Below are 23,045 nucleotides of genomic sequence, written 5' to 3' on the forward strand. Positions count from 1 at the left end.
CAATTCAGAGATAGTTTGTCTAGTTGAAAGGGAACTGTATGACGAATAGTGCCGCGACAAAGCTTATTCCACGCAAGGTCCTCTTTGGCAATCCAGTCAAAGCCAGCCCCCAGGTCTCGCCCGATGGCAAACGCCTGGCCTACCTGGCGCCCGTGAACAATGTCCTTAATGTCTGGGTGGGTTCGCTAGAGGGCGACGATTATCAGCCGGTGACTAAAGATAAAGAGCGCGGTATACGCTTTTATTTCTGGGCGGCCGATAACAAGCATATCGGCTATATTCAGGACGCTGGCGGTGACGAGAACTGGCGCCTCTACATGACAAACGTGGAGACGCGCGAGACACGCGACCTGACGCCCTTTGCGAATGTTCAGGCCCGTGTGACTGGCCACGATAAGCATTTTCCCCATGAACTGCTGGTCGAGTTAAACAAAGAGAAGCCCCAGGTCCATGATGTCTATCATCTCGATCTCCCCTCGGGCGAATTAAAGCTGGTGGCTAAGAATCCCGGCAATATCGCAAGCTGGGTGATCGATACGCAGTTTAAGGTGCGTGGCGCGGTCGTCACTCTTCCAGATGGCGGCAGTGAACTGCTGGTACGTGAGCACGAGGAGAGCGAGTGGCGCAAGCTTGTCTCGTGGACCTCTGAAGACGCGCTTACCAGTGGTCCCGTTGGCTTTACCCTGGATGGAAACGCCCTCTACCTGGAGGATTCGCGGAACGCCAATGCCTCGCGCCTGGTCAAACTCTCGCTTGCTAACGGTGATGTGAGCGTGCTGGCGGAGGATTCGCAGTATGATGTCGGCTCCATCATGATCCATCATGATACCTACGAGATCCAGGCCGTGGCCTTCAACCGGGATCGCGTGGAGTGGACCGTGCTTGACTCTGCTCTGCAAGAGGATTTCAAGCTGCTGCGTGAGCTACAGGCTGGCGACATCTCTATCCTCAGCCGCGACGACAATGACCAGGTCTGGATCGTGGGCTATGTCGTGGATGATGGTCCCGTGTCTTACTATGTCTATGATCGTGCCAGCAAGAGTGGGCGCCTTCTCTTTACCAATCAGCCAGAGCTGAGCAACCACACACTGGCCCAGATGCAGCCAGTGAGCTTTAAGGCCCGCGATGGCCTGACCATTCATGGCTACCTGACGCTGCCAGCGGGCGAGTCGCAGAAGCCCTTGCCCCTGGTGCTCAATGTGCATGGTGGTCCCTGGGCGCGTGATGGCTGGGGCTATCGTCCCGAGGCCCAATGGCTGGCTAATCGAGGCTATGCCTGCTTGCAGGTCAACTATCGTGGCTCGACCGGCTATGGCAAGGAGTTTCTGAACGCGGGCAATAAAGAGTGGGGCGCTAAGATGCATGATGACCTGGTGGATGCCGTGCACTGGGCCATTGAGCAGGGCATCGCCTATCCCGCGAAGGTCGCGATCTATGGCGGCTCCTACGGTGGCTATGCGGCCCTGGCTGGCGCGACCTTTACTCCTGACCTCTTCTGCTGCGCCGTTGACATCGTGGGACCCAGCAACTTGATTACGCTGATCCGGACAATTCCACCCTACTGGTCTACCTTCCTGGCGAACTTCCATATGCGCGTGGGCAATCCCGATACTGAAGAGGAGTTCCTGAAGTCGCGCTCGCCGCTCTTCAGGGCCGACCAGATCAAGATTCCCATGCTTATCGCGCAGGGCGCTAATGATCCCCGTGTGAAACAGGCCGAGTCGGAGCAGATCGTCGCCGCCATGAAGGAGAAGGGCATCAACTACGAATACATGCTCTTCCCGGACGAGGGACATGGCTTCGCCAAACCTGACAACCGCATCAAGTTCTACGTCGCGGCGGAGAAGTTCCTCGCCAAACACCTGGGCGGCCGCTACGAGGAAGCCTAGGAGATCGTTTATATGAGCTATCCAGCCGAGCTGTTGCGTACCAAGCTATCATTGCCGCGCTTGCGCAGTAATCTTGTGCCAAGAGAGCCTTTGTGGGTCCAACTGGATCATGTCCTGGATCATACACTGACCCTTATATCTGCGCCTGCTGGCTTTGGTAAAACAACGCTTGCTCGTAGCTGGATCGCCTCACGAAACACAGATCAGGAACGTTTCCTGACGGCGTGGCTGTCTCTGGATACAGGCGACAACGACCCGGTACGTTTCTGGCGCTATATTATAGTTGCCTGTCAGAGCCTGGATGCTGATATCGGCGGTATGGCCCTGGCGCAACTTGTCTCTATGCAGCCATTTGCGCCAGAGGCCTCGACCCAATTGGCTTTTGAAGCGCTGCTGACAAACTTGTTAAATGAGCTACAAAATCTTTCACAGGTCGCTGTCCTGATTATCGAAGATTATCACCTTATTACATCCCGGTCTATTCATGAGGCTATGACTTTCTTCCTTGATCACCTACCTCGGGATATCCATGTAATATTGTTAACACGCATAGACCCTCCACTTCCATTAGCACGCTGGCGCGCGCATGGAGAACTCCTTGAACTTCAGGCAGATGATCTCTGCTTTTCTCAGGAAGAGACAGATGCCTTTTTGCGGCTATCGCTGGCGTTTCCTCTTGATGAAGAGATGGCGAAGCGGCTACATCAGCGTACAGAAGGTTGGAGCGCTGGCTTGAGTATTATAGCGTCCACAATGCGCACGCACAGGGCTTCTCAGGAGCGAGAATACTTTCTAGAAACGCTGACTGGTAGCTATCGCCCACTTGTAGATTACCTGGTAAGTGATGTGTTGCAGGCACAGTCTGAAGCCGTGCAGGCTTTTCTGCTTCAGACAAGTGGCCTGAGCCGCTTGACGTCCTCACTCTGTGACGCGGTGACCGAGAGGAGCGATAGCGAGGAACTGCTCCTGGCGCTTGAGCGGGCGAATCTTTTCCTCGAACCATTGGATGCTTCGGGCCAGTGGTATCGGTATCATGCCCTCTTTGCGGAAGCAATGCAGCACGAGGCCCGTCTGCGTTTCGGTCCAAAGGAAACTCAAGCATGCCTGATACGTGCCAGTACCTGGTATGAGCAACGTGGCTATCTTCATGAAGCGGTTGAAACGGCACTGTTAGCTGAAGATTATGCGCGCGTTGCTCGCCAGCTTAACCAGGAGCATGAGAATCTTTATCGGCTTATGCTCACTGAGTTTTACACGCTGCGGCGCTGGCTGGAGCAATTGCCGTTACCTATATTTCAGCAGTATCCAGCTCTTTGCCTTTTCTACGCGCTCATTATTTTCTTTGAGATGGATGGTCGTGTGGTAAGAGATCCAGAGCGTTATAAGATGAGCAATGAGTTGCTGCTGATGGCCGAACTACGCTGGCAAGTAGAGAATGACACGGCCCATTCAGGACAGATTGATGCTTTTCGCAGCCTCATGAGTATCTGGCAGAGTGAATATCACCAGGCGAATACGTTTGCGCGCCGGGCATTGGCATGTCTTGCGGATGATGATGTTGCGTGGCGGGGCGTGAGTCTGAGCATTGTGGCGACCTGGGAGCGTCTGTTTGGCTCTCTCAGCGAAGCACATTGCCTGATGCGGGAGGCTTTGCGACTTAGCCAGGTAGCAGGAAATGCCTATGGGATGCGGCCTATCTTACTTGAGCTTTGCGAAGTATATATGCTTCAAGGTTCTCTAAACCTGGCTAGTAAGGGCTATTACCAGGTCCTTGGCGAGGCTGGAATAGATTTTCATGATCGGGGATTGGCCCTCTTTGGCCTGGCTTGCTTATCGTATGAGCGGAATCAGTTGGATGACGCTTTGAACCAGGCGCAAGAGGCTCTGGATATAGGCCAGAAGTTAGGGGATGATGAGCTACGGTTGCGCTCTTTATTTGTGTTGGCACGCATATACTTTGCGCTCAATAATATTTCACAGGCGCGACAGCTTCTATATGGGACGACAGGAAACGTACATATATTGGCCACTCCTTTGTTGGCACGAGAGACTTTTTTCTGGCGTGCCTGGCTTGCCTTTATGGTAGGAGAATACTCCGAGGTAGAGCAGTGGATGCAGTCGAGGAGCATAGAAGATGAATCTCTCCCATGCCCTTTGCGTCTGCGTGAGGATTTACTGGCAACGCGTTTGCTGATTGAGCGAGGCGACGAAGGTGCTGTCAAACTGCTTGAATATTGTCAGGAGCAGGCCCAAAGGCACGAGTATACTGCTGCTAGCAGGGAGATCCAGGTATTATGCTCGCTGGCATATTTCAAGCAAAATGACCTGGCGATGGCCGGACAAATGTTACAAACAGTAGTAGCACAAGCCCAGCCAGAGAGCTATCGCCGCCTGTTTCTAGACCAGGGGAAGCTAATGGCTGACTGCATACGAGCAGTCTTACCAGGCGGGGATATGGGGAACAATGAACGGTATGTACGTGAACTTCTGGCTGTGTTTGAAGGTGGCAGGGTAAGCCAGCCCTCCTCCTCTCTCTCTTATCCATCTGAAGCTTTGAGTGTCCAGGAACAACGTGTGTTGCGCCTCTTTGTAGCGGGACTTTCCAAACCCGAAATCGCGAATGAACTGATTATCTCCGTGAATACCGTAAAGACGCACCTCTCGCGGATCTATCGCAAGCTTAACGTAACCAGCCGCGCGGAAGCGAGGGAGGCGGTACGCCGTTTGCGCCTCGTATAAAAGAGCCTCTATGCCTGTCCTTTTCCCAGATCCTTCATCACCTCTAATCACCTCTCTAATCATCCGAAACGGGTGACACCGCTTCACCCCTCTGGGCTTTACACTACTAACACGAACAAAAGATACGTTAGACCCATGTGCAAGCCATTTCTGGTAGATGCTCAAGTTGTTTCTGAGAGGTAGTGTGGTACATCCTGGCAGCCGCAGGCTGCCAGGATGTACCACACTACCTCTCAGAAAGCGAGCGCCGCAGGCACGAGAAGCCAAGCCAATAATGCGCACATGGCATAAGTGAAATGGGAGTGAATTTGTCATGAAAAAGCATCCTTTGCATGTTGTTATTATTGGCGCGGGTATTGGTGGACTCTGCCTGGCGCAGAAACTGAAGCAGGCGGGCATCAATGTGGCTGTGTATGAGCGTGATCGCTCACGTACTGCGCGTCTTCAGGGATATCGCATTCATATCAATCCAGCCGGCAGCAGCGCGCTCCACGAATGCTTGCCAGCGCGTCTGTATGAAATCTTCCTGGCGACGTGTGGTCAGTCGGGCAGTGGCTTCAACTTTTTGACCGAGCAGGCAAAAGAACTACTTTTTCTGGAGACGCAGGAAGAGGGAACTATACCGGACCCGGTAGATAGCCATAAGTCTGTAAGCCGCTTTACCTTGCGCCAGGTCCTGCTGACTGGCCTGGAGGATATCGTCCATTTTGATAAGCCCTTTGAGCGCTACGAGGAGCTGCCGGATGGCGGCGTTACTGTCCACTTCGAGGATGGAACCTCTGCCACCTGCGATGTCTTGATTGGAGGGGATGGCGCAAACTCACGTGTGCGCAAACAATTTCTGCCATCCGCTCAGCGCGTGAATACCGGCTATGGTGCCATCCAAGGCAAGGCGATTTTGTCTGATGAACTCCGGCATGCCTTGCCGTCCCGGCTGTTTCGTGGTCCTGCCTCGGTTCTCGCTCCAAAGGGTTTTAGCATGTTTATTGCCGTGCAGCAGTTTCAGCATAAGCCCGGTGAGATTGAGGAAATCAGCGATGCGATTCGCCTGCATCCCGACTTATTGCTGAGCGATACGCAGGATTTTGTCAGCTGGGGCTTAATTGCACGCCAGGTGAAATTTCCTTTGCATCGTGATCCGCAGGCCCTGGATGGCACAGAACTTAAGCAAGTGATCTGTGATGTGCTTCAGGAGCAGAACTGGCATTCAGCATTTCAAAAGCTGGTGCGAGAATCTGATGCCACCACAGTCATCTTTACCCGCATCTCTTCATCGGTACCAGTAGCGCCCTGGCAGACGAAGCGCGTTACGCTGCTAGGCGACGCAATTCATAGTATGACTCCAGCTCGTGGAATCGGCGCTAATACAGCTTTACGCGATGCGTCCCTTTTGGGAAGGAAGCTAGTCGCAACGTCGCGTGGAGAGCTTTCACTTGAGCAGGCGATGCATGACTATGAGGCGGAAATGCTAGTTTACGGTTTTGATGCCGTGCGAAGCTCACTCAAAGCTTTAGAACAGGGAGCCGCCCTGGAGAAGCCGTTGCCCCTGGCCCTCGCTAAGACGACATTCAGAGTAATGAATGCTGTTCCCGCGCTCAAGCGCCAGGCGTTCAAGGGATTTGGCGATAACTGACCTGGTAGAAAATGTGCCTGTTTGCACCGTTTAGACGATGTGAGCAGGCACATTTTGAGTTCCTTTCCTCGGGCAATAGTTCCGTCGCGACTAGCGAATCCTGACAGGGGCCAGGATTTTCACGTGAACGGGTTTGTGAGGGAATGACTCCCTCACGAGATGGACTACCAGCAGATGGACCCTGCTTTCCCCATCCTCTACTCCCTTCCGCTCGAAAGCTCCAGGAGCTACTTTTCGGAGAATATTTCCCGCGCCATTGACATCGGCATGGATCACTCGCCCATCGGCGGCTCGATACAGTCCCCGTGTGACCCGTTTGCCGCTAAACTGGTAGTCTCCCTGTTCGCCTTTGCGATACACGGGTAGGGGATCGAGATCAAGCAAACTGGCTTTGCTTGTATACGACTCTTCGGTGAGAATCACGCGAATGCCGACCAGTTCCGCTTTATACTGAAGCATCTGAATGAAGCGAGCGTGCGGGATCTGCACGAAATGTTGATTCATGCGTTTTCCCAGGCGAATCTCTTGTTTTTGCAGCGGATTCTTGCCGATGATGAGCGTGCCAATCCCTTCGGCGACCAACAGGTCGATCAGGAAGCGGCTGGCCGTGTGCAGATCTTGCTCGATGCGCCGGTTCCGTCGCGTCGTCAGTTGCTCGATGCGCCGAGTTCGGCCAGGACGTCCGAGGGATTGCTGGAGTACTGCTCGTTGTTTATTATAATACTGGTTACAGGACTTGATGCCACGCCCATTAACAATGACTGGGACAAAGCCCGGTTTGTTTGCGCGTTAACGTGGCCAGATTGTCCATGCCAGGATCAAGTCCAGCGAGCAGATCGGGATCAACTGCCGTGACGGTGGGTTCGTGTTCATAGATGACTTCTACCACCACATAGCCGTTTTTGGGAACCACACGCACCTGCGCGAGCGTTTGAGGGTTTTGCTTCGTTTTCACCTGAATACCCAGTTGCGAGGGCTGGATGATGCCTCGATCCAGGGTTCGTTTGCCCCGGCTCACGGCTTGCATCGTGTAGACGAGCAGATTCCGCCCTTTCGCCTTTGGCAAATACTTCGGGAGTTGAGGGCGCCCCACAAACTTCGCTGGGGTCTCTCGATACGCAAGCCTGCCCGCCCAGAAACTTGACCAGGCGGTGCAGACCTGCTTGAGGACGTGTTGCGCCACTTTGGCAGGCAACGCCCTGTACGCCTCATGCTCTTGCATGCGTTTATCCAGAGCGGGATAGGAGAGGCTGGTGCTGGTCGCAAAAAAGGTTTGACGCACCTCATAGAGGGCGGCATTGTAGAGATTCTTCGAGGCAAAACAGGCGGCATCCACACAGGCAAAGCGCGGATCGGTCTGCGCAATGATGTGCTTCTCAACCAGTTGCATCCCCCGCCTCCAATTCCTGGACAATCCGCTCGGTCTTGCGCTTCGCCCGACGTTGCCCGTAGAGTCTGGCACAAAAGCTGTACATGATGCTGGTCAGATCGGAGAGCAAATCCTCGGTGCCATTCTCCGCGTGATTGACCACCTCGATTTCCCGCCCGTACGCGGTGAGGAGCGTCTCAATATAGCGAAAGCCAAAGCGCGTCCCTCGGTCTTTGTGTTCAATGACAATCCGCCCCACATTGGGATCGGCCAGCAATGCCAGGAACTTGGGGCGATTGTCGTTGACCCCCGAACCAATTTCCTTGACCACCTTGCTCACCTGGTAGCCACGAGCTGCACAGTAGGCCACCAACCGCTCCGCCTGACTGTCCAGATTGGCCTTGTTCTCGGCTGAGGAAACACGGGTATAGACGACCGTTGTGGCTTTTACCGGGCTGGCGGTCCTGGCCGGTTCATCGATCAGAATGGTGTGCGCTCCGACACGCCTGCCCTGGATTTTTCCGTCGCGGAACCAGCGCCAGGCCGTCTCATAGCGTACCCCTTGTTGTTTGGCGTAGTCACTGAGTTTCATGCTCATATCATACCATGATCCTCAGTGATTATCAAGGATTCGCTATGTTTTCAATGATCGTTTTCAATACCTTTTCTGGCGTTATCTGTTTCCAGCGTCAATACTCCATTGATGTTGTTCACTTTGACAAAGGCTGACGTTACTGCCTACAATTTGAACTGGATAGTCATAGAATGACAGCAGAATCATTAAACGAGCAAATGTTGCTAGTAGCGTTGAGAAAGGTTAATATATGCAACAACCGCAAACTCATCGTGGAGCACGTGGCTTCGCCCCTTTTCGTATAAATACGCTCACTGAAATCCTTCAGAGCTATGAGTGGTTTGAGCAGATGCGAACCTCGAGTCCTGTCTACCAGGATGAGCAGACGCATCTCTGGCAGGTCTTTCGTTACGCGGATGTGCAGAAGGTGGTTACCGATTATCAGCACTTCTCTTCTGAGGCCGTGCCAGGCTTCTCGGAGGACTCCTTCCTGCGTGACACAGTTGTGGCGAAAGATCCCCCCGACCACCGCAAGCTGCGTAACCTGGTTAACGTGGCCTTTACGCCCCGCGCGGTGTCGCGCTTGGATGGCCTGGTAGCGCAGATTACGCAGGAACTCCTGGATGAGGCCCTGCCCCAGGGCAAGATGGACGTGGTCTCGGATATCGCCTTTCCCCTCCCCGCTAAAGTAATTGCGGAGATGCTGGGTGTGCCACGCGAGGACTGGGATATCTTTCGCCGCTGGGCCATCTCTGAGCCGACCGAGCAGGTGACTTCGCGTGAAGAGGCGCTGCGCGCTCGCCAGACGATGGGTCAGCAGATGTATGAGTACTTCGCCGGGCTCCTGGCTGAGCGCAGGCGTTCACCGCGCGAAGACTTAATTACTTCCTTGAGTAGGGCTGAGATCGATGGCGAGCACCTGAGCGAGGATGAGCTGGTGAACTTCTGCCTGCTCTTGCTGGCGGCCGGTCAGGAGACGACCAAGAACCTGATCGCCAACGCTATCCTCTGCTTTACCGAGCACCCCGAGGCGATGCAGCGCCTGATCGCGGAGCCAGCCCTGATGCCCGCGGCGATTGAAGAGGTCCTGCGCTATCTCGCGCCGGTCTGGTTCCTCTTCCGCCGTACCACGACCGAGGTGGAGCTTGGTGGGCAGCGTATCCCCGCGAACTCCATTGTCCTGCCCTGGCTGGCCTCAGCCAACCGCGATCCAGAGCAATTTCCTGATCCCAATCGCTTTGATATTCAACGTGAGCCCAATCGTCATCTTGGCTTTGGACACGGCATTCACTTCTGCATCGGCGCACCCCTGGCGCGCCTGGAGGCCAAAATCGCCCTCCCGATGATGCTGGCCCAGTTGAAGAATCTCCAGCGCGTGCCGGATTTCCCCATCACGGTGCGCTCAGGCGTCGTCTTTGTCATTCAATCGCTACCCATCACCTTTGTCGCTTCATGAATTACCCTGTCCCCTATCATTGCATCGTCTATGAGAAGGGACTATGTGTTTACGCACGGATCTCGTGCTAGAAAGTGTAGAGAGTAGTTTATGGTTAAGGCAACCTGGAATGGTGTCATGCTGGCGGAGAGCGATAAATGTGTTGTCGTGGAAGGGAATCAGTATTTTCCCCTCGATGCCGTCAAGCGTGAATACTTGAAGGAGAGCGATACGCATACCACCTGCCCCTGGAAGGGCGATGCCAGCTATTACTCGGTCGAGGTAGATGGCAAGACGAATAAGGATGCCGCCTGGTACTATCCCACACCCAAGGATGCGGCTAAGCAGATCAAGGATCACGTCGCCTTCTGGCGTGGTGTTACCGTAGAGGTAGAGTAGAGAAGAGTATCGCCGCCCTGGACTGCATGTTCAGGGCGGCAATCTTCTTCTCTATGCCACTGGATTATGCAGGGCTAAGCAGCCAACCTGGATGTGTACCTGGTCGCCAGGTTGAAGCGAAAATTGGTCGGGAGGCACGATGCCAGTCCCGGTCATCAAAAAGGCACCGCGAGGGAAGGCTAACTCCTGTCCCAGATAACTAGCGAGCTCCTCAAGCGTGCGTTTCATCTGTACGGTGCTCACCTCATCGTGAAAGATCAATGTGTCGTCGCGATAAATGGAGAGTGCGATGGGTAGGGAGCGCATCTGATCAGCGCTCGCCAGCAAGATGCCGGGTCCAAGCCCACATGAGCCGTTGTAGACCTTGGCCTGGGGCAGGTAGAGGGGGTTCTCGCCCTCGATGCTGCGCGAGGACATGTCGTTGCCTGCGCAGTAGCCGACAATCTCCATCCGGCTATTGAGGAGCAGCACCAGTTCTGGCTCCGGCACATTCCAGTCACTATCGCGGCGAATGCGTAGTGGTTGCTGCTCGCCCTGGACGCGCCAGCCCAGGGCTTTGAAGAAGAGTTCGGGTCGTGTGGCGTCATAGACTTTCTCATAGACATCCCCTACTTCAGACTCAAGCTTGCGCGCCTCGCGACTGCGTAAATAGGTGACTCCACTGGCCCAGACCTCCTGCTCGGTCTCGATTGGTGCCAGCAGGTGCTCCTTCAGGTCTTCGCCAGTGGAGAGTCCCTCCAGAGTAGCGAGCATATCCTTCGCCGAGAGACCGAGTAGGGAGCTAAGACTAAAACTCTCGATAATGACATGACCATCCCTGGCCCAGCGTATACCCTGGGGTGTAAGGTGCCGTGTGAGATACATAGTTGCGTCTCCTCTCTGCAAAATACGTGTTCTTTACGTTTAGGCCGTTGTCTCTCTCATGACGCGTAGCAGTAGGCGCTGGAGCTTGTGCGCTACTTCCTACCCCACTCCTACGCTAAGTTTAGCAACATTATGTAGTTTAAGCAACGTACGGTTGCTCATATAACCGAGCCTTAAAAGGTAAGGGATGTGCATGTGGTGGGGTCAGACTTACATAGACATGGGAGAAAGAAGGGAACTCGACATCTTCAGTTGGACTGGACAAACTTTCGCTGGTGGTGTAAAACCTGTGGAAGAGGAGTATGACTTTGAAGAGCCCATACACCGCGCTTGTATCCTGCACAGAGATACATTAAGTTGAAAAGTAAGAGGAGAGTAAGAATGGCACTCAATATTGAATTGCTGAAAAAAATCGCGGAAACACCTGGTATTTCAGGACGTGAAGACCAGGTGCGTGCCCTGATCCTGGAAGAACTGCGCACACTTACCGACGAGGTCAGCGTTGATCGCCTGGGCAACATCATCGCCTTGAAGCGAGGCAAAAGTGAGCGTCGTGTCATGCTGGCTGCACATATGGATGAAATTGGCTTCATCGTCAAGCATATTGATAACCAGGGATTCATCCGTATTCAGCCGGTGGGTGGTTTTGATGCCCGCGTGCTCTTTGCTCAGCGTGTCCTAGTCCATGGCTTTGCGGGCCAGACCTTACGGGGAGTCCTGATGCCATCGAGCAAGCCTATTCACCTGTTAGGCGGTGAGAAACCCGCAGCGGTGAAAATCGATGATCTCTTTATTGATCTCGGCTTGCCAAACGAACAGGTGCGTGCAAAAGTAGAAGTGGGCGATATGATCACGATGGATCGCACGCTGGAAGTCGTTGGCGATATGGTCGTCAGCAAGTCACTGGATGACCGCGCTAGCCTCTTTGTGATGCTCGAAGCCTTGCGCGCTTTGCGGAACCATGAGGTGACTATTTTCGCCGTCGCCACGGTTCAGGAAGAGGTGGGCCTGCGTGGCGCAGCCACTGCCGCCTATCAGGTTCAACCGGATGTGAGCGTAGCGCTGGATATTACTCTGGCGGGAGACATCCCTGGTGGCGCTGATCAGGATGCGGTGACACGACTGGGCGAGGGCACCGCCATCAAAGTCTTCGACTCGTCGCATATCTCCAATCATAAGCTCGTGCGGCACTTCCGCGATTTGGCGAAGCGGCACAATATTCCCCATCAGCTTGAGGTGCTGCCAAGGGGCGGGACAGATGCGGGAGCGATGCAGCGAACACGCGAAGGCTCACCCACCATCACGCTCTCGACGCCTACCCGCTACGTCCATACGGTCAACGAAATGATCCACCAGGCCGATCTGGAAGCGAGTATCACCTTGCTGTCCCGTTATCTGGAAGATGCCCACAACGGCGTCTATTCGCTCTAGAGGCATAGAACTCTTCACCCCTCTCACTCTTCATATGAAGAGTGAGAGGGGTGTCATGTGCCCCTTTGAGTAAAGGCACATCTTTACTGTTTTACCTCTTTTATACGCATTGCCCTCAGCCAACCAGAGTTGGCTTTTTCCCCAACCATTGTTCTCCCAGGGCGTTCTTCCCTTGGCATTGCGCTCCGTCTCTTACAAGATTCGGGATGAATCATGTTTAAATATCAATTTTCCAAAAAGCTGTCCCAAAAAGGACCGTTTAACCCTCTTTAAGGGTGAAGATCATTTTATGATCCTTATGACTGAACGCCCCTCAGGGAAAGGGCGTGAAACATGTTGCTTTTCACCCCCTTGTAAAGCAACTTCTCTAGATGAAAGGAATCACTTCGATGATATCTTTAGAAAAGTTTCTCTCAGAGAAGAGAGAGGTTACTATTCATACGCTTGCAAGTTACATCAAGCAATATATTCAAGAACAGTGTCCGCTTCTGTTACAGGAACATCAGGAGGAATTGCTACGTACTCTCGACCAGGCCGGGGAACGTGCCTATGGGGTGTTTGCAAGAATGCTCTTCCTTCCTATCCAGGAGCAGCTCAAACAAGCAGGATTTGTCTGTGATCCCAACTATCCAGGCGATTTTAGCACGAGTTCGATCGAGTATTGGGGACCTCCAGAGGAAAGGGATCGCTGTTACTGGACCGTAGTGAGAACGGTGCAAGGGACAACATTAGGCACCATTATCACACGCGTATTCCATGATCATACGCAGTTCCGCATTCCTCTTCCTCCTGCCACCTTTACATTAGAGGAGACAGAGACCGATGCGATTGTCGAAGCGCTCTCTCATGCTTCTGTACGACTGCAACAGGCGGAGTTGCTTCAAAGGAAATGGGCTCCTGGGCAAGAGCGATCTGAATGGGAGTATAGTATCGAGATCGGGTTGGCTGATTATATAGATTCCAGGAGTGCAGAGATCACTGGAACGTTACTTGACAGAGCGCTTTCCCTTTGGGGACAAAACGGCTGGGAACTCGTCACGATCGTTCCCCGGCAGGAACGCTTGATCGCCTTTTTCAAGCGTCCCGCGAAAGGAAACTAAGTACTACAGTCCCACATACATGCTCAGGGAGCAGGACCTGGCAGCGATCCTTCTAGGAAGAAGACTCTTGGATGTGCTGCCAGAGATCTACTTTGCCCCAGAGGTAGAAGTGATAGGCTACCGTCTCCCAGAGCCAGCACTCGACACATGAGGGCTATGGGATATAGGGATTCCCTATAACCAGCGGCTGGTTTCGGTTAGCTCGAAGGTGGCGGTGCCGCGGATATCCTGGGAGGATGCACCAACCAGAACCTCGAAGGTACCAGCCTCGGCCACCCATTGATGCGCTTTGTCATCGAAGTAGGCCAGGGCTTCGCGTCCGATCTCCAGGGTGACAGTCTGCGTCTCGCCCGGGTTGAGCGCGACCTTGGCGAAGGCCTTGAGCTCTTTCTCGGGGCGGTGCAGGCTCGCCTTGATATCGCGCACATAGAGCTGCACGATCTCTTTACCGGCTCGCTTGCCTGTATTGGTGATGTCCAGCGAGACCTGGAGGCTGGCGTTGGCGCCTATCGCCCCAGCGCTTGCCTTCAGTGGCCCATAGGCGAAGCTGGTGTAAGAGAGGCCATAGCCAAATGGGAAGAGGGGTGTGACCTTCTTTTTGTCATAATAGCGATAACCAACGAAGAGTCCCTCACCATAATGTACTTTCCCGTTCTCGCCGGGATAGTTGATATAGGCAGGGGTGTCCTCCAGGCGTACGGGGAAGGTCTGTGCCAGCTTGCCCGAGGGATTCACATCGCCAAAGAGGACATCAGCGATGGCGTTGCCACATTCCTGGCCCGGATACCAGGCCTGCACGACCGCCGCGACCTTCTCTAACCAGGGCATGGCGTTGGGCGTACCCGCGTTAAGCACCACGATGGTATTGGGGTTGGCCTCCGCGACTCGCGCAATCAACTCATTCTGTTCGCCTGGCAGCTCCATAGCGGTGCGGTCAAAGCCCTCGCTCTCCCACTCGCCATTTAAGCCCGCGAATACTAGCGCGATGTCGGCCTGAGCGGCCAGGGCAGCGGCTCGCCCAACCATGTCTTCTGGAAGTGGGGGCAGACAGCCCAGGCGTAGGGCAGATGCCATGGTGTTCGTGCTTTTGCTAAATTCAAGCACGAGATCATACGCCTGACCCGCCTGCATCTCCACACGGTTTCGGACTTCGATGCTGCCCATGCCAAAGTAGCTGTCGCCAGGCGTCGGGCTGGTCCAGTTATCTATGACTTCCTCTCCATCAATGAAGAGGCGGCTCAGACCCGCGCTGACGAGACTGAAGGTGTAGGTACCAGTTGTCTGGGGCACGAAGCGACCCGTAGCACGTGCTGCGAACCGCTGGGGATCGATGCCCTCGGGGAGTGGACCAAACCATATACGCTCGCTTGCCTCAAGCTGCTCTTGCTGGACAGGTGTGCCCTCCGGCGTTGCGGTGTTGAAATATGCCAGAGAGAAGGCGTGCTCTGCCCCCTCCTCATTGGCGAGAAGCTGAGGGTCGAGGAGGGGGAGCAGCTTATGGCTGGTGCAGCCCTGCTCATAGCCAACCTCTGTTCCCTCGCCCAGTTTGGTAAGGACGCCTTCGAAGGGCGAGACCCGGTAGTGTGGATTGACCTGGGCGCTGCCGCCACCCATGATCTGGGCCTCCTTGGCGTTTGGCCCGATAATGGCGATGGAGCGTAGCGCCTCGTGCTGGAGCGGCAGCACATTCTGCTCATTCTTCAGCAGGACCATGCCCTCGGCGGCGGCCTGGCGAATCAGGGCGCGGTGCTCAGGCAGGTCAATCGCCTGCTCTGGCTCCTCCTCGGGCTGCACGAACTTTCCGGCCTTCTCCAGCAAGTTCAGGAGGCGGAGGATGCTCTTATCGATGGTCTCTTCCGTGACTTCGCCATCCTTGACGGCCTGGAGCAGTTTCTCGCCGCGCCACAACCCAGGACCTGGCATCTCCAGGTCGAGGCCCGCGTTCACGGAGGCGGCGGTGCTCTTGACTGACATAAACCAATCGGACATCACTACGCCATCAAAGCCCCACTCATCGCGCAGGATGCTTTGCAGGAGTTCTGGATGCTCGCTGGCCGCAACGCCATTGACGAGGTTGTAGGAGGCCATGATGGCCCAGGTGTTGGCCTCGCGAACGGCGGCCTCAAAGGGAGGGAGATAGATCTCGCGTAGCGTGCGCTCATCAACCTCGGTGCTGATGCTGTAGCGCTCGAACTCTGACTCGTTACCGGCATAGTGTTTGACGGTCGCGCCGACGCCCTGGCTCTGGATGCCGCGAATGTAGGCCACCGCCATTCTGGCTGTGAGGTAAGGGTCCTCGGAGAAGCTCTCAAAATTACGTCCGCCAATGGGAGTGCGGTGGATATTTACCGTGGGAGCCAGCAGGACGCGTGCCCCCTTGCTCTTTGTCTCCTGGGCCAGCGCCCGCCCAACGCGTTCGATCAGCGCGGTATCCCAGGTCGCCGCGAGATTGGCCCCGCAAGGGAAGCAGGCGGCGGTGACGCCTCCCTGCATGGCGCCACCCCGGGCGCCGTTAGGACCATCGCTCACTTTTAACGCGGGGATGCTCAGTCGATCATTGACAATGGTATGCCACATATCGGCGCCAGCGAGCATGGCGACCTTCTCCTGGAGCGTCATTTGCTGAAGCAGGTTCTCTGTGGTCTCAGACATATTTTTATCCCTTTCGATAATATATAGATACTTGTATATTGTATCGCGTTTTGGCGCGGGTATGTAGGTGGTACGTGATATGAGGAAGGTTGTAAAGCCCCTCAAAAGCCACACTCGATGTATGCTACAATTATGCGATAGAAGAAAATTTTAGAGGATACTATTTGTGGATATACACTATACCAATCCTGTCTGGCAGGGAGATATGCCAGATCCCTTCGTATTGAAGTGGGAGGGCCAGTATTATGCCTTTGGCACTGGTGGTCAGAAACGCGAGGCGAACGGCAATATTTTTCCGGTCCTGCGCTCGAATGACCTCGTGCACTGGCAGGCCTGTGGAGGCGCGCTGATACCGCCTCCAGCCGAGCATGGCGACGACTTCTGGGCACCAGAGGTTGCCTATGATGGGGGGAAGTTCTACCTTTATTACTCAATTGGCAAGGGGTTGCGCCATCAATTGCGCGTGGCGACGAGCGAGACTCCTGTGGGACCATACCAGGATACAGGTATGCCTCTGGTCGATCCGCGCACCCAACCCTTCTGTATTGATGCTCATCCCTTTTGTGACGACGACGGCCAGTGGTATCTCTTCTATGCTCGCGACTTTCTCGATACCGAGCATGGCTACCACCAGGGGACCGCGCTGGTCGTGGATCGTTTAGCGACGATGACGCGCCTGGCTGGCGAGGAGACAACCGTCTTGCGTGCACGCCATGACTGGACGCTCTTCGAGGCTCAGCGCTCCATGCCCCACTATGGTATCATTGCCGATTGGCACACCCTGGAGGGTCCCAGTGTACGCAAGCATGCTGGCCGCTACTACTGCTTCTATAGCGGCTCCAGCTTTATGACCGAGAACTACGGAGTAGATTACGCTATCAGCAGCAGCGTGCGCGGTCCCTATACGGGCGAGGGCAGCGAGGCGCGTGTGCTGCGTAGTGTGCCAGGAAAGGTGCGTGGCCCTGGGCATCACTCAATTGTGCCAGGTCCTGATGGACAGACGGAGTATATTGTGTATCACGCCTGGGATGCGCAGATGCAGGTACGCCAGATGTGCATTGATCGCCTGCTGTGGACCCTTGAAGGTCCTCGCTGCGCTGGCCCCTCGATTGATCTTTAGATAGCCCGACGCTGCTAAAGCACGCGTCTATATATCATGGTACGAGGCACAATCGCGCTATTATATGTAGATGCGTGCTTTAGCAGCGTCGGGCCTTTTCACTATGCGCCCTGACCTCTTTTTCTTTCCCGCAAAGATGCGGCGATAGAGGAGGGGAGCTACCAGGAGAAAGCTGGCAACATAGATGCCCATAGCCCAGGTGGCGTGCGTGTCGCTACCGGTCATGATACCATGGATGCCCGCGAGCACGAAGATGGCCAGGGTGAGGACATGCAGGCGCTTCCACCATTTATAACCGATGCGTGGGCGGAGCAAGGTGCTCAGGCCAATCGCCAGGCCAAGATACAGGCCAATGATGCCCAGGGCCATCCAGAGTGGGCGATAATGACTGGCAAACGGAAGTATGATCTCGCGCCAGCCGAAGTGGGTAAAGGGATCGACCCACACGGCCGCAATATGAATGCCCAGGAAGGTTGTGCTGAGTAACGTGAGAAAGTTATGTAGTTCGCTATTGATCAAGCGTGGCCAGTGGATGCGCGACTGTACCTGTGTAGAGAGCGCGAGTCCCACAAACACTGCCAGCGTGAGCAGTATATAGGAGGTAAAGCCTCCGGCCCGAGCGATGTCCCAGGTAATGTCTTGCCAGATGACGCTCATTGTTCCTCACTCTTCATAAGTGCTATGGGCCATGGCTCAATGGCCTCCCATGTCCCATCCTCGCGCACGAATAGGCCCGCGATACGATGAGCGCGCAGGAAGGCTGCACCTTGCTCAAACCCAAGAATAAAGGCGACTTTGGCCGCGATCTCGGCCTGCTCGCAACGGTCGGCTGCGACGGTTACCGACCAGAGATCGTTCCAGGCGGGTAGACCCGTGTGTGGATCGAGCAGATGATGATAGCGTGTCTGGCCTTTCTGCCAGTGACGGCGCGCGATGCCCGAGGTGGCAAGGGCGCCTGCCCGCAGAGGAATGGTCCAGGACTCTTCGCGCCCAGGAATGGCAATCGGCCACTGGCCCTCCCCAGGAGGTAGTCCCAGCACCGCCAGGTCGCCGCCTGCATTCACCAAAGCGCAGGAGATGCCCTCTCTCTGGAGAAGATGTAGCGCGGCATCAACCGCCATGCCTTTGGCGATCCCGCCAAAATCCAACTTACAACCCAGGGGCAGGGTGACACGCCGCGCGGCCCGGTCGACCTGGATCGCTCGCCAGTATCCTCCCGGGATTCCTCCTATCTCAGGTTTATCCTGCCGAGGCGCGATAGCCTCAAAGGTGCGATCATATCCCAGGTGTATTAGCTGTTCCAGCAAGGTTGGATCATAGATTCCCTCTGTCGCATGGGCCGCTGTCAGAGCTGTCTCCAGCGTGTTTAAGAGCAGCTCGCTGACAATGGTAGGTACCCCTGGCTGCCGGTTCAGTTGGGAAAGCTCGCTCTCGGGCAGGAAACGGCTTAGCGTGCTTTCCCAGACGTTGAAGAGGGCGCGTACCAGTTGTTCTCCCGCCTCTGCCTGCTCTATAGGCAGTAGGAGGGAGATGGTGGTTCCCATCGCCTTGAACTCACGGCGTCCCATGCCCAGAGGATCTCGATAGTCAGGAGGCGCGGGAGCCACTGACGGGACCTTGGGGGCTATAGCTGGGCGTGTTATTGACGACTGCTGGTGGTGTGTAGTTTGAGCCTCCCTGGGTATAGGCTGGCGCGCTGGTGGCCGTTGGGGTAGTTGTACTGGTTCCCTGTAAGGCATCTTGCGATCCAAGATTATTTCCTTCCTGCTGCTGGAAAAAACTGTTGCTCTTCTGAGATGTAGATGTGGCGGGTGTCATGTGTTTGACAGTCGATGACGAATGCGTTGGCTTAGCCACTGTCTGGAACTGAGGATAGGCGATCAGGGCACCAACGATACCAAAGGTGGCAAGTGAGGTCAGGGCCGTTCCTCGTTTAAAAGTATTTGCCAGAGACAACGCCCGCGCCTTGAGCATTGGTTTAGCAGGCGAGGCCGGAGCTTTTGCCTGGGGGCGAACTGCTTTTGTTTTATCAAAGTTAAATGGTTGTGTTTCCATGAGAGAGGCTACTTTCTTGTTTGCTATACCTTTCAGACTATGCAGTCTGCTGAAGAATCTGGTGGATGGCGCTTTGCACGACGCTGGCGGGAATGGCGTAGCTGATGCCGTTAGCGGTTGTATTTGATTCCGTGTTGATGGCCGCTACTGTAGGGATGCCGATGACTTTTCCCTGCATATCTACAAGGGCGCCTCCGCTATTGCCAGGATTTAAGGCCGCATCGGTCTGAATGGCCTGAGAGATGGTCACTCCGGCGGATTCGGAGACGCTGCGGTTCAAGGCGCTTACAATGCCTTGCGAGGCCGTTTCTGCAAGCCCTAAGGGATTGCCTATGGCGATAACATCCTGTCCAACTTTGAGTTTTGTAGAGTCGCCGAACTGAGCGATGGTCATATGCGCAAAGGGCGTGATGCGCACGACTGCCAGATCATGCGAGGCGTCGGTTCCGATTAACTGTGCCTGTTCTGTCGAGCCATTGCTCAGGACTGCCTCAATCTGCTGCCCGCCATCGATAACATGATTATTGGTGACGATATCGCCTTGCGCGTCAAAGACGATGCCTGAGCCAAGTTGCTCGCCTTGAGAGGTTGTTACCTTTAATTCGACGACCGCTGGCTCAACACTGCTAATAACGCTCTCCGCCTGTGTAGTACTTGAAGTTGTGCTGGATGACGTGGCTGCTGAACTGGTCGTGGGCGCGGTGCTTTGCGCAGGTGTGTGAACAAATTGCCAGCCCGCGAAGAGACCCACACCGAAGACAAGCAGGAGTACAAGCACGAGGAGGATGACGCCGCCAGCTTTTTTTTGACGTGTCTCCGGCCTCCTCTTCTGCTCCGACTCCATAGGATATCCAGGCATCTGAGACTGGTTATGCTGGAACTGATCCGGTACTAGTTGTTTATCAGTATCTGTATTTGATGTTATAAATGGTGTTGAAGGAATGGTATGAATAGGGGTAACATCCTCATAGTGTATATACTCTTCTCGCGGTGGCATATTTCTAGTCTCCTGCTCTTTGACTAATACTGGCACTATTCGTTCGACGTTATTATTGGTCAGTGTAGTCTTTTTCTATGAGAAAAACATTGTAAGTGTATGAGAGAAATTTCATATGCCCTTTCGAGAAGGAAGGGCGATAATAATTTTTAGGCTTTATCATATCTTTAGTGTACTCTTTCTCCTCGCAAGGACAACTTGTATAGGTGTTTTATTTGTATTACTGGACAGCGCAATTGCGTCAGGAACATCCTCGTTAATTGTAGGGTCCATGCTGGCATGGACTTCTCCGGCTAAGCCTGGTGCGTGAGTGGCAGTTCTGTTTGGCTGCTTGCAAGTACCTGCTCCTCCTGGCGCCACTTGCGTGTGTAGATGATGAGTTCGCGGAAGGCGCGCAGAATAACACTGAGTTTGGCGCCTGTGGCTTGTCCGCCGCGTCGGGGCAGGTGGAGCACGCCAATCTCATGATAGCTGTATCCCGCTTGCTTCAACTTGTAGAGGAGTTCTGCGTTGATCATGGCGCCCCGGGTCTCTAAGGGATGTGTATGCAGGAACTCGGTGTGTAAGAGTTTAAAGGCGCAATCGATATCTCGGACATGGATGTCAAGAAACCAGCCAATGAGGCATTTCCAGCCCCAGGCATTGAGGCGACGCATCGCCGAGTCCTGGCGCTCCAGGCGATAGCCGATGACCGCGTCATACCGCTCAATGGCACCGAAGAATTGCTGTAGCTCGCGAATATCAAATTGTCCATCGGAGTCCATAAAAAAGGTCAATTCCTTTGTCGCGGCCTGAAAGCCACTGACCAGGGCGGCTCCATAGCCTTGATTGGTTGGATGGGTGACCAGGCGAAGCTGGGGCAGGTCCCTGGCAAGCTCTGCAACGATGGCGCCAGTCTGATCCGCGCTACCATCATTCACCACAATAATCTCTGCATCCAGCCGCCATTGTTGCAGAACGCGCCAGACGTCCAGGATAGTATTACCAATAACCTGCTCTTCGTTATAGGCTGGCAGAATGACCGAGAGGCTATGTTTCTTTATCACTTCTGGCTATTTCCTTTCATCTCAGTTCGTTCTCAGTGGATCTTCTGTATATTAGAGTAGCAAGGTTTTATGTGAGTTCTATTGGAAGAAGATGAGAGATATCTCATGCACAGGATTGCCTTTGCGCCTACGGCGCTCAGGGGTAAAGGGGTGTTGGGCGTGGGAAACGGGCTTTGCCCGTTTCCCACGCCCAACACCCCTTTACCCGGAGGACAAGTGTAGTGAGCTGAAGTAAGGGCTTAACCCCCCGAGTACTCGCGTAGTGAGCCGAGGCAAGCGCGAAAGCCTTGCTTGTAGGCTTGCACGATTGGCAAACTGGACGTGATATAGTGTGGAGAAAGCAAACCTGTACTGAAAAAAGGAATACCAACGATGGCTATACCGCTAAGTGCCGATTACGCCTCGATGCTTGATGCGCAAGATCGGCTGGCTCATTTCCGGGAGCGCTTTGTCGTTCCTGACCCTGAGCTTATTTATATGGATGGCAACTCTCTGGGACGTCTCCCCAAAGCCACACAGACCTATGCTCGGGAGCTTATCGAGACACAATGGGGGACGCGCTTGATTCGGGGTTGGAATGAAGGCTGGTTCACGGCGCCAGAGCGTATTGGCGCGAAGATCGCTCGCCTGATCGGAGCACAACCAGACGAAGTCATTGTGGCGGACTCCACCTCGGTCAATCTCTTTAAGCTGGTGGTAGCTGCTCTGCGGGCGCAACGGGGACGCACACGGTTGGTGACGGATGATTTAAACTTTCCCTCGGACCTCTATGTACTCCAGGGGGCCATTGAGCTTCTGGAGAAGGGGCATCGCCTCGATATCATTTCTTCGCCTGATGGCATCCATGGTCCCGCCGCCGAGATCCAGGCATCCCTTGATGAGCAGGTCGCCCTGCTGACATTGTCGCACACGGTCTTCAAGAGCGGCTATCTTTACGACATGGCTGAGCTAACCCGGGCCGCTCATAGTGTAGGTTCGCTGGTACTTTGGGACTTGAGTCACTCCGTGGGCGCGGTCCCGGTTGACCTGAACGCTGCCCAGGTCGACCTGGCAATCGGTTGCACCTATAAGTATTTGAATGGAGGCCCGGGCGCTCCCGCTTTCCTCTACATTCGTCGCGAGCTACAGGAGCGCCTCGGCAACCCCATCTCTGGCTGGATGGGCCAGAGAGACCTGTTTAATTTTGCCCTGGACTACAAACCCGCCATGGGCCTACGCCAGTTTTTAACGGGGACGCCCCCCATTCTCTCGCTCTCACTGATCGAGCCGGGCGTTGATGTGCTGCTAGAGGCTGGCCTAGACGCCCTACGCGCCAAGTCTGAGCAACAAAGCGAGTATTTGATACAACTATGGGAAGCCGTGCTCAAGCCAGAGGGTTTTGTCCTCAACTCACCCCGAGACGTCCGGAAGCGTGGCTCACATATCTCACTTGGCCACCAGGAAGGCCTGCGCATCGATATGGCGCTCATCAACGACATGCAGGTGCTACCCGACTTCCGCGCGCCCGACAATATCCGCCTGGGCCTGGCCCCTCTCTACACCTCCTTTAGCGACATCCATACAACCGTCACACGCCTCCACCAGGTCGTAGCAGACAAGCTCTACGAGCAATACCCACACGAAGTCCCAATCGTCACCTAAACAAATATTGTGTGTTAGATGGTGGTTGGGCGCATGCGCCCAACCACCATCTAACACACAATTAATCTCTGAGCGCCGCAGGCGCGAAAGCATAGCCAATT

19 protein-coding genes are annotated in these 23,045 nt (G+C 54.7%); 9 read left to right on the forward strand and 10 right to left on the reverse strand.

The features are described from left to right. Nucleotides 1–38: 38 nt before the first annotated feature. The 3 genes from KRAC_RS49320 to KRAC_RS49330 all read left to right on the forward strand — a co-directional run bounded on the left by KRAC_RS49320 (nucleotide 39) and on the right by KRAC_RS49330 (nucleotide 6,261). Nucleotides 39–1,889: a S9 family peptidase gene (locus KRAC_RS49320; protein WP_007920217.1), complete on the forward strand. Its 1,851-nt coding sequence runs from the start codon at nucleotides 39–41 to the stop codon at nucleotides 1,887–1,889. A gap of 12 nt (nucleotides 1,890–1,901) precedes the next feature. Next, entirely contained in the window at nucleotides 1,902–4,628 is a 2,727-nt protein-coding gene (locus tag KRAC_RS49325) for a winged helix-turn-helix domain-containing protein (RefSeq protein ID WP_007920218.1), read from the forward strand. Nucleotides 4,629–4,941: 313 nt separating this feature from the next. Next, nucleotides 4,942–6,261 (forward strand): FAD-dependent oxidoreductase, encoded by a 1,320-nt coding sequence (locus KRAC_RS49330; protein ID WP_007920219.1) that lies wholly within the window; start codon nucleotides 4,942–4,944, stop codon nucleotides 6,259–6,261. 90 nt (nucleotides 6,262–6,351) lie between these two features. Here KRAC_RS49330 and KRAC_RS77420 read toward each other — a convergent pair whose 3' ends face one another. Genes KRAC_RS77420 through KRAC_RS49340 form a run of 3 tightly spaced genes read right to left on the reverse strand, consistent with a single transcriptional unit; the run spans nucleotide 6,352 to nucleotide 8,228 of the window. Beyond that, nucleotides 6,352–7,020, reverse strand: a complete 669-nt coding sequence (locus KRAC_RS77420) for an IS200/IS605 family accessory protein TnpB-related protein (protein WP_338010165.1) — start codon at nucleotides 7,018–7,020, stop codon at nucleotides 6,352–6,354. Next, a complete protein-coding gene (locus tag KRAC_RS77425; RefSeq protein ID WP_244422543.1) occupies nucleotides 7,013–7,651 on the reverse strand; it encodes a hypothetical protein in 639 nt (212 codons plus the stop codon). Before KRAC_RS77425 ends, KRAC_RS77420 begins: the two co-directional genes overlap by 8 nt. Then, complete coding sequence (locus tag KRAC_RS49340) at nucleotides 7,638–8,228, reverse strand: IS607 family transposase (RefSeq protein ID WP_007916053.1); 591 nt, start codon at nucleotides 8,226–8,228, stop codon at nucleotides 7,638–7,640. The genes KRAC_RS77425 and KRAC_RS49340 overlap by 14 nt, the downstream gene beginning before the upstream one ends. A gap of 226 nt (nucleotides 8,229–8,454) precedes the next feature. Here KRAC_RS49340 and KRAC_RS49345 point away from each other — a divergent pair, with 226 nt between their 5' ends. After that, complete coding sequence (locus tag KRAC_RS49345; RefSeq protein ID WP_007920222.1) at nucleotides 8,455–9,660, forward strand: cytochrome P450; 1,206 nt, start codon at nucleotides 8,455–8,457, stop codon at nucleotides 9,658–9,660. Between the two features lie 90 nt (nucleotides 9,661–9,750). Beyond that, nucleotides 9,751–10,038, forward strand: a complete 288-nt coding sequence (locus KRAC_RS49350) for a DUF427 domain-containing protein (protein WP_007920224.1) — start codon at nucleotides 9,751–9,753, stop codon at nucleotides 10,036–10,038. Nucleotides 10,039–10,089: 51 nt separating this feature from the next. Here the strand turns inward: KRAC_RS49350 and KRAC_RS49355 are convergent, their stop codons facing one another. Continuing rightward, nucleotides 10,090–10,902, reverse strand: a complete 813-nt coding sequence (locus tag KRAC_RS49355; protein ID WP_007920226.1) for a fumarylacetoacetate hydrolase family protein — start codon at nucleotides 10,900–10,902, stop codon at nucleotides 10,090–10,092. 381 nt (nucleotides 10,903–11,283) lie between these two features. On the opposite strand from KRAC_RS49355, the gene KRAC_RS49360 reads away from it, so the two are divergent. Next, entirely contained in the window at nucleotides 11,284–12,333 is a 1,050-nt protein-coding gene (locus KRAC_RS49360; protein WP_007920227.1) for a M42 family metallopeptidase, read from the forward strand. A 389-nt stretch (nucleotides 12,334–12,722) separates the two neighbouring features. Beyond that, nucleotides 12,723–13,433 (forward strand): DUF6022 family protein, encoded by a 711-nt coding sequence (locus KRAC_RS49365; protein WP_007920228.1) that lies wholly within the window; start codon nucleotides 12,723–12,725, stop codon nucleotides 13,431–13,433. A 174-nt stretch (nucleotides 13,434–13,607) separates the two neighbouring features. On the opposite strand, the gene KRAC_RS49370 is transcribed toward KRAC_RS49365, so the two are convergent. After that, nucleotides 13,608–16,085 (reverse strand): beta-glucosidase, encoded by a 2,478-nt coding sequence (locus KRAC_RS49370; protein ID WP_007920229.1) that lies wholly within the window; start codon nucleotides 16,083–16,085, stop codon nucleotides 13,608–13,610. A 166-nt stretch (nucleotides 16,086–16,251) separates the two neighbouring features. Here KRAC_RS49370 and KRAC_RS49375 point away from each other — a divergent pair, with 166 nt between their 5' ends. Next, the gene (locus KRAC_RS49375) at nucleotides 16,252–17,205 is read left to right on the forward strand and encodes a glycoside hydrolase family 43 protein (protein ID WP_007920230.1); all 954 of its coding nucleotides are present in this window, start codon (nucleotides 16,252–16,254) and stop codon (nucleotides 17,203–17,205) included. 60 nt (nucleotides 17,206–17,265) lie between these two features. Here the strand turns inward: KRAC_RS49375 and KRAC_RS49380 are convergent, their stop codons facing one another. The 5 genes from KRAC_RS49380 to KRAC_RS49400 all read right to left on the reverse strand — a co-directional run bounded on the left by KRAC_RS49380 (nucleotide 17,266) and on the right by KRAC_RS49400 (nucleotide 21,303). After that, nucleotides 17,266–17,862: a ferric reductase-like transmembrane domain-containing protein gene (locus KRAC_RS49380; RefSeq protein ID WP_007920231.1), complete on the reverse strand. Its 597-nt coding sequence runs from the start codon at nucleotides 17,860–17,862 to the stop codon at nucleotides 17,266–17,268. Beyond that, on the reverse strand, nucleotides 17,859–18,812 hold the full coding sequence (locus KRAC_RS49385) for an FAD:protein FMN transferase (protein ID WP_052569256.1): 954 nt from the start codon (nucleotides 18,810–18,812) through the stop codon (nucleotides 17,859–17,861). The genes KRAC_RS49380 and KRAC_RS49385 overlap by 4 nt, the downstream gene beginning before the upstream one ends. Then, entirely contained in the window at nucleotides 18,793–19,260 is a 468-nt protein-coding gene (locus KRAC_RS72950) for a hypothetical protein (RefSeq protein ID WP_007920234.1), read from the reverse strand. Before KRAC_RS72950 ends, KRAC_RS49385 begins: the two co-directional genes overlap by 20 nt. A gap of 37 nt (nucleotides 19,261–19,297) precedes the next feature. Further along, a complete protein-coding gene (locus KRAC_RS49395) occupies nucleotides 19,298–20,257 on the reverse strand; it encodes a S1C family serine protease (protein WP_007920235.1) in 960 nt (319 codons plus the stop codon). Between the two features lie 293 nt (nucleotides 20,258–20,550). Further along, complete coding sequence (locus KRAC_RS49400; protein WP_007920236.1) at nucleotides 20,551–21,303, reverse strand: glycosyltransferase family 2 protein; 753 nt, start codon at nucleotides 21,301–21,303, stop codon at nucleotides 20,551–20,553. 372 nt (nucleotides 21,304–21,675) lie between these two features. Between KRAC_RS49400 and kynU the strand changes: the two genes are divergently transcribed. Continuing rightward, the gene (gene kynU / locus KRAC_RS49405; RefSeq protein ID WP_007920237.1) at nucleotides 21,676–22,944 is read left to right on the forward strand and encodes a kynureninase; all 1,269 of its coding nucleotides are present in this window, start codon (nucleotides 21,676–21,678) and stop codon (nucleotides 22,942–22,944) included. Nucleotides 22,945–23,045: the final 101 nt, after the last annotated feature.

Source organism: Ktedonobacter racemifer DSM 44963 (assembly GCF_000178855.1).
Classification (GTDB): domain Bacteria; phylum Chloroflexota; class Ktedonobacteria; order Ktedonobacterales; family Ktedonobacteraceae; genus Ktedonobacter; species Ktedonobacter racemifer.

Coding starts and splice junctions, on each gene's coding strand:
- KRAC_RS49355 (WP_007920226.1), bottom strand. CDS start 10,902: ATGTATCTCACACGGCACCTTACACCCCAGGGTATACGCTGGGCCAGG.
- KRAC_RS49360 (WP_007920227.1), top strand. CDS start 11,284: ATGGCACTCAATATTGAATTGCTGAAAAAAATCGCGGAAACACCTGGT.
- KRAC_RS49350 (WP_007920224.1), top strand. CDS start 9,751: ATGGTTAAGGCAACCTGGAATGGTGTCATGCTGGCGGAGAGCGATAAA.
- KRAC_RS49370 (WP_007920229.1), bottom strand. CDS start 16,085: ATGTCTGAGACCACAGAGAACCTGCTTCAGCAAATGACGCTCCAGGAG.
- KRAC_RS49320 (WP_007920217.1), top strand. CDS start 39: ATGACGAATAGTGCCGCGACAAAGCTTATTCCACGCAAGGTCCTCTTT.
- KRAC_RS49345 (WP_007920222.1), top strand. CDS start 8,455: ATGCAACAACCGCAAACTCATCGTGGAGCACGTGGCTTCGCCCCTTTT.
- KRAC_RS49330 (WP_007920219.1), top strand. CDS start 4,942: ATGAAAAAGCATCCTTTGCATGTTGTTATTATTGGCGCGGGTATTGGT.
- KRAC_RS49365 (WP_007920228.1), top strand. CDS start 12,723: ATGATATCTTTAGAAAAGTTTCTCTCAGAGAAGAGAGAGGTTACTATT.
- kynU (WP_007920237.1), top strand. CDS start 21,676: ATGGCTATACCGCTAAGTGCCGATTACGCCTCGATGCTTGATGCGCAA.
- KRAC_RS49340 (WP_007916053.1), bottom strand. CDS start 8,228: ATGAGCATGAAACTCAGTGACTACGCCAAACAACAAGGGGTACGCTAT.
- KRAC_RS77425 (WP_244422543.1), bottom strand. CDS start 7,651: ATGCAACTGGTTGAGAAGCACATCATTGCGCAGACCGATCCGCGCTTT.
- KRAC_RS49395 (WP_007920235.1), bottom strand. CDS start 20,257: ATGCCACCGCGAGAAGAGTATATACACTATGAGGATGTTACCCCTATT.
- KRAC_RS49325 (WP_007920218.1), top strand. CDS start 1,902: ATGAGCTATCCAGCCGAGCTGTTGCGTACCAAGCTATCATTGCCGCGC.
- KRAC_RS49380 (WP_007920231.1), bottom strand. CDS start 17,862: ATGAGCGTCATCTGGCAAGACATTACCTGGGACATCGCTCGGGCCGGA.
- KRAC_RS72950 (WP_007920234.1), bottom strand. CDS start 19,260: ATGGAAACACAACCATTTAACTTTGATAAAACAAAAGCAGTTCGCCCC.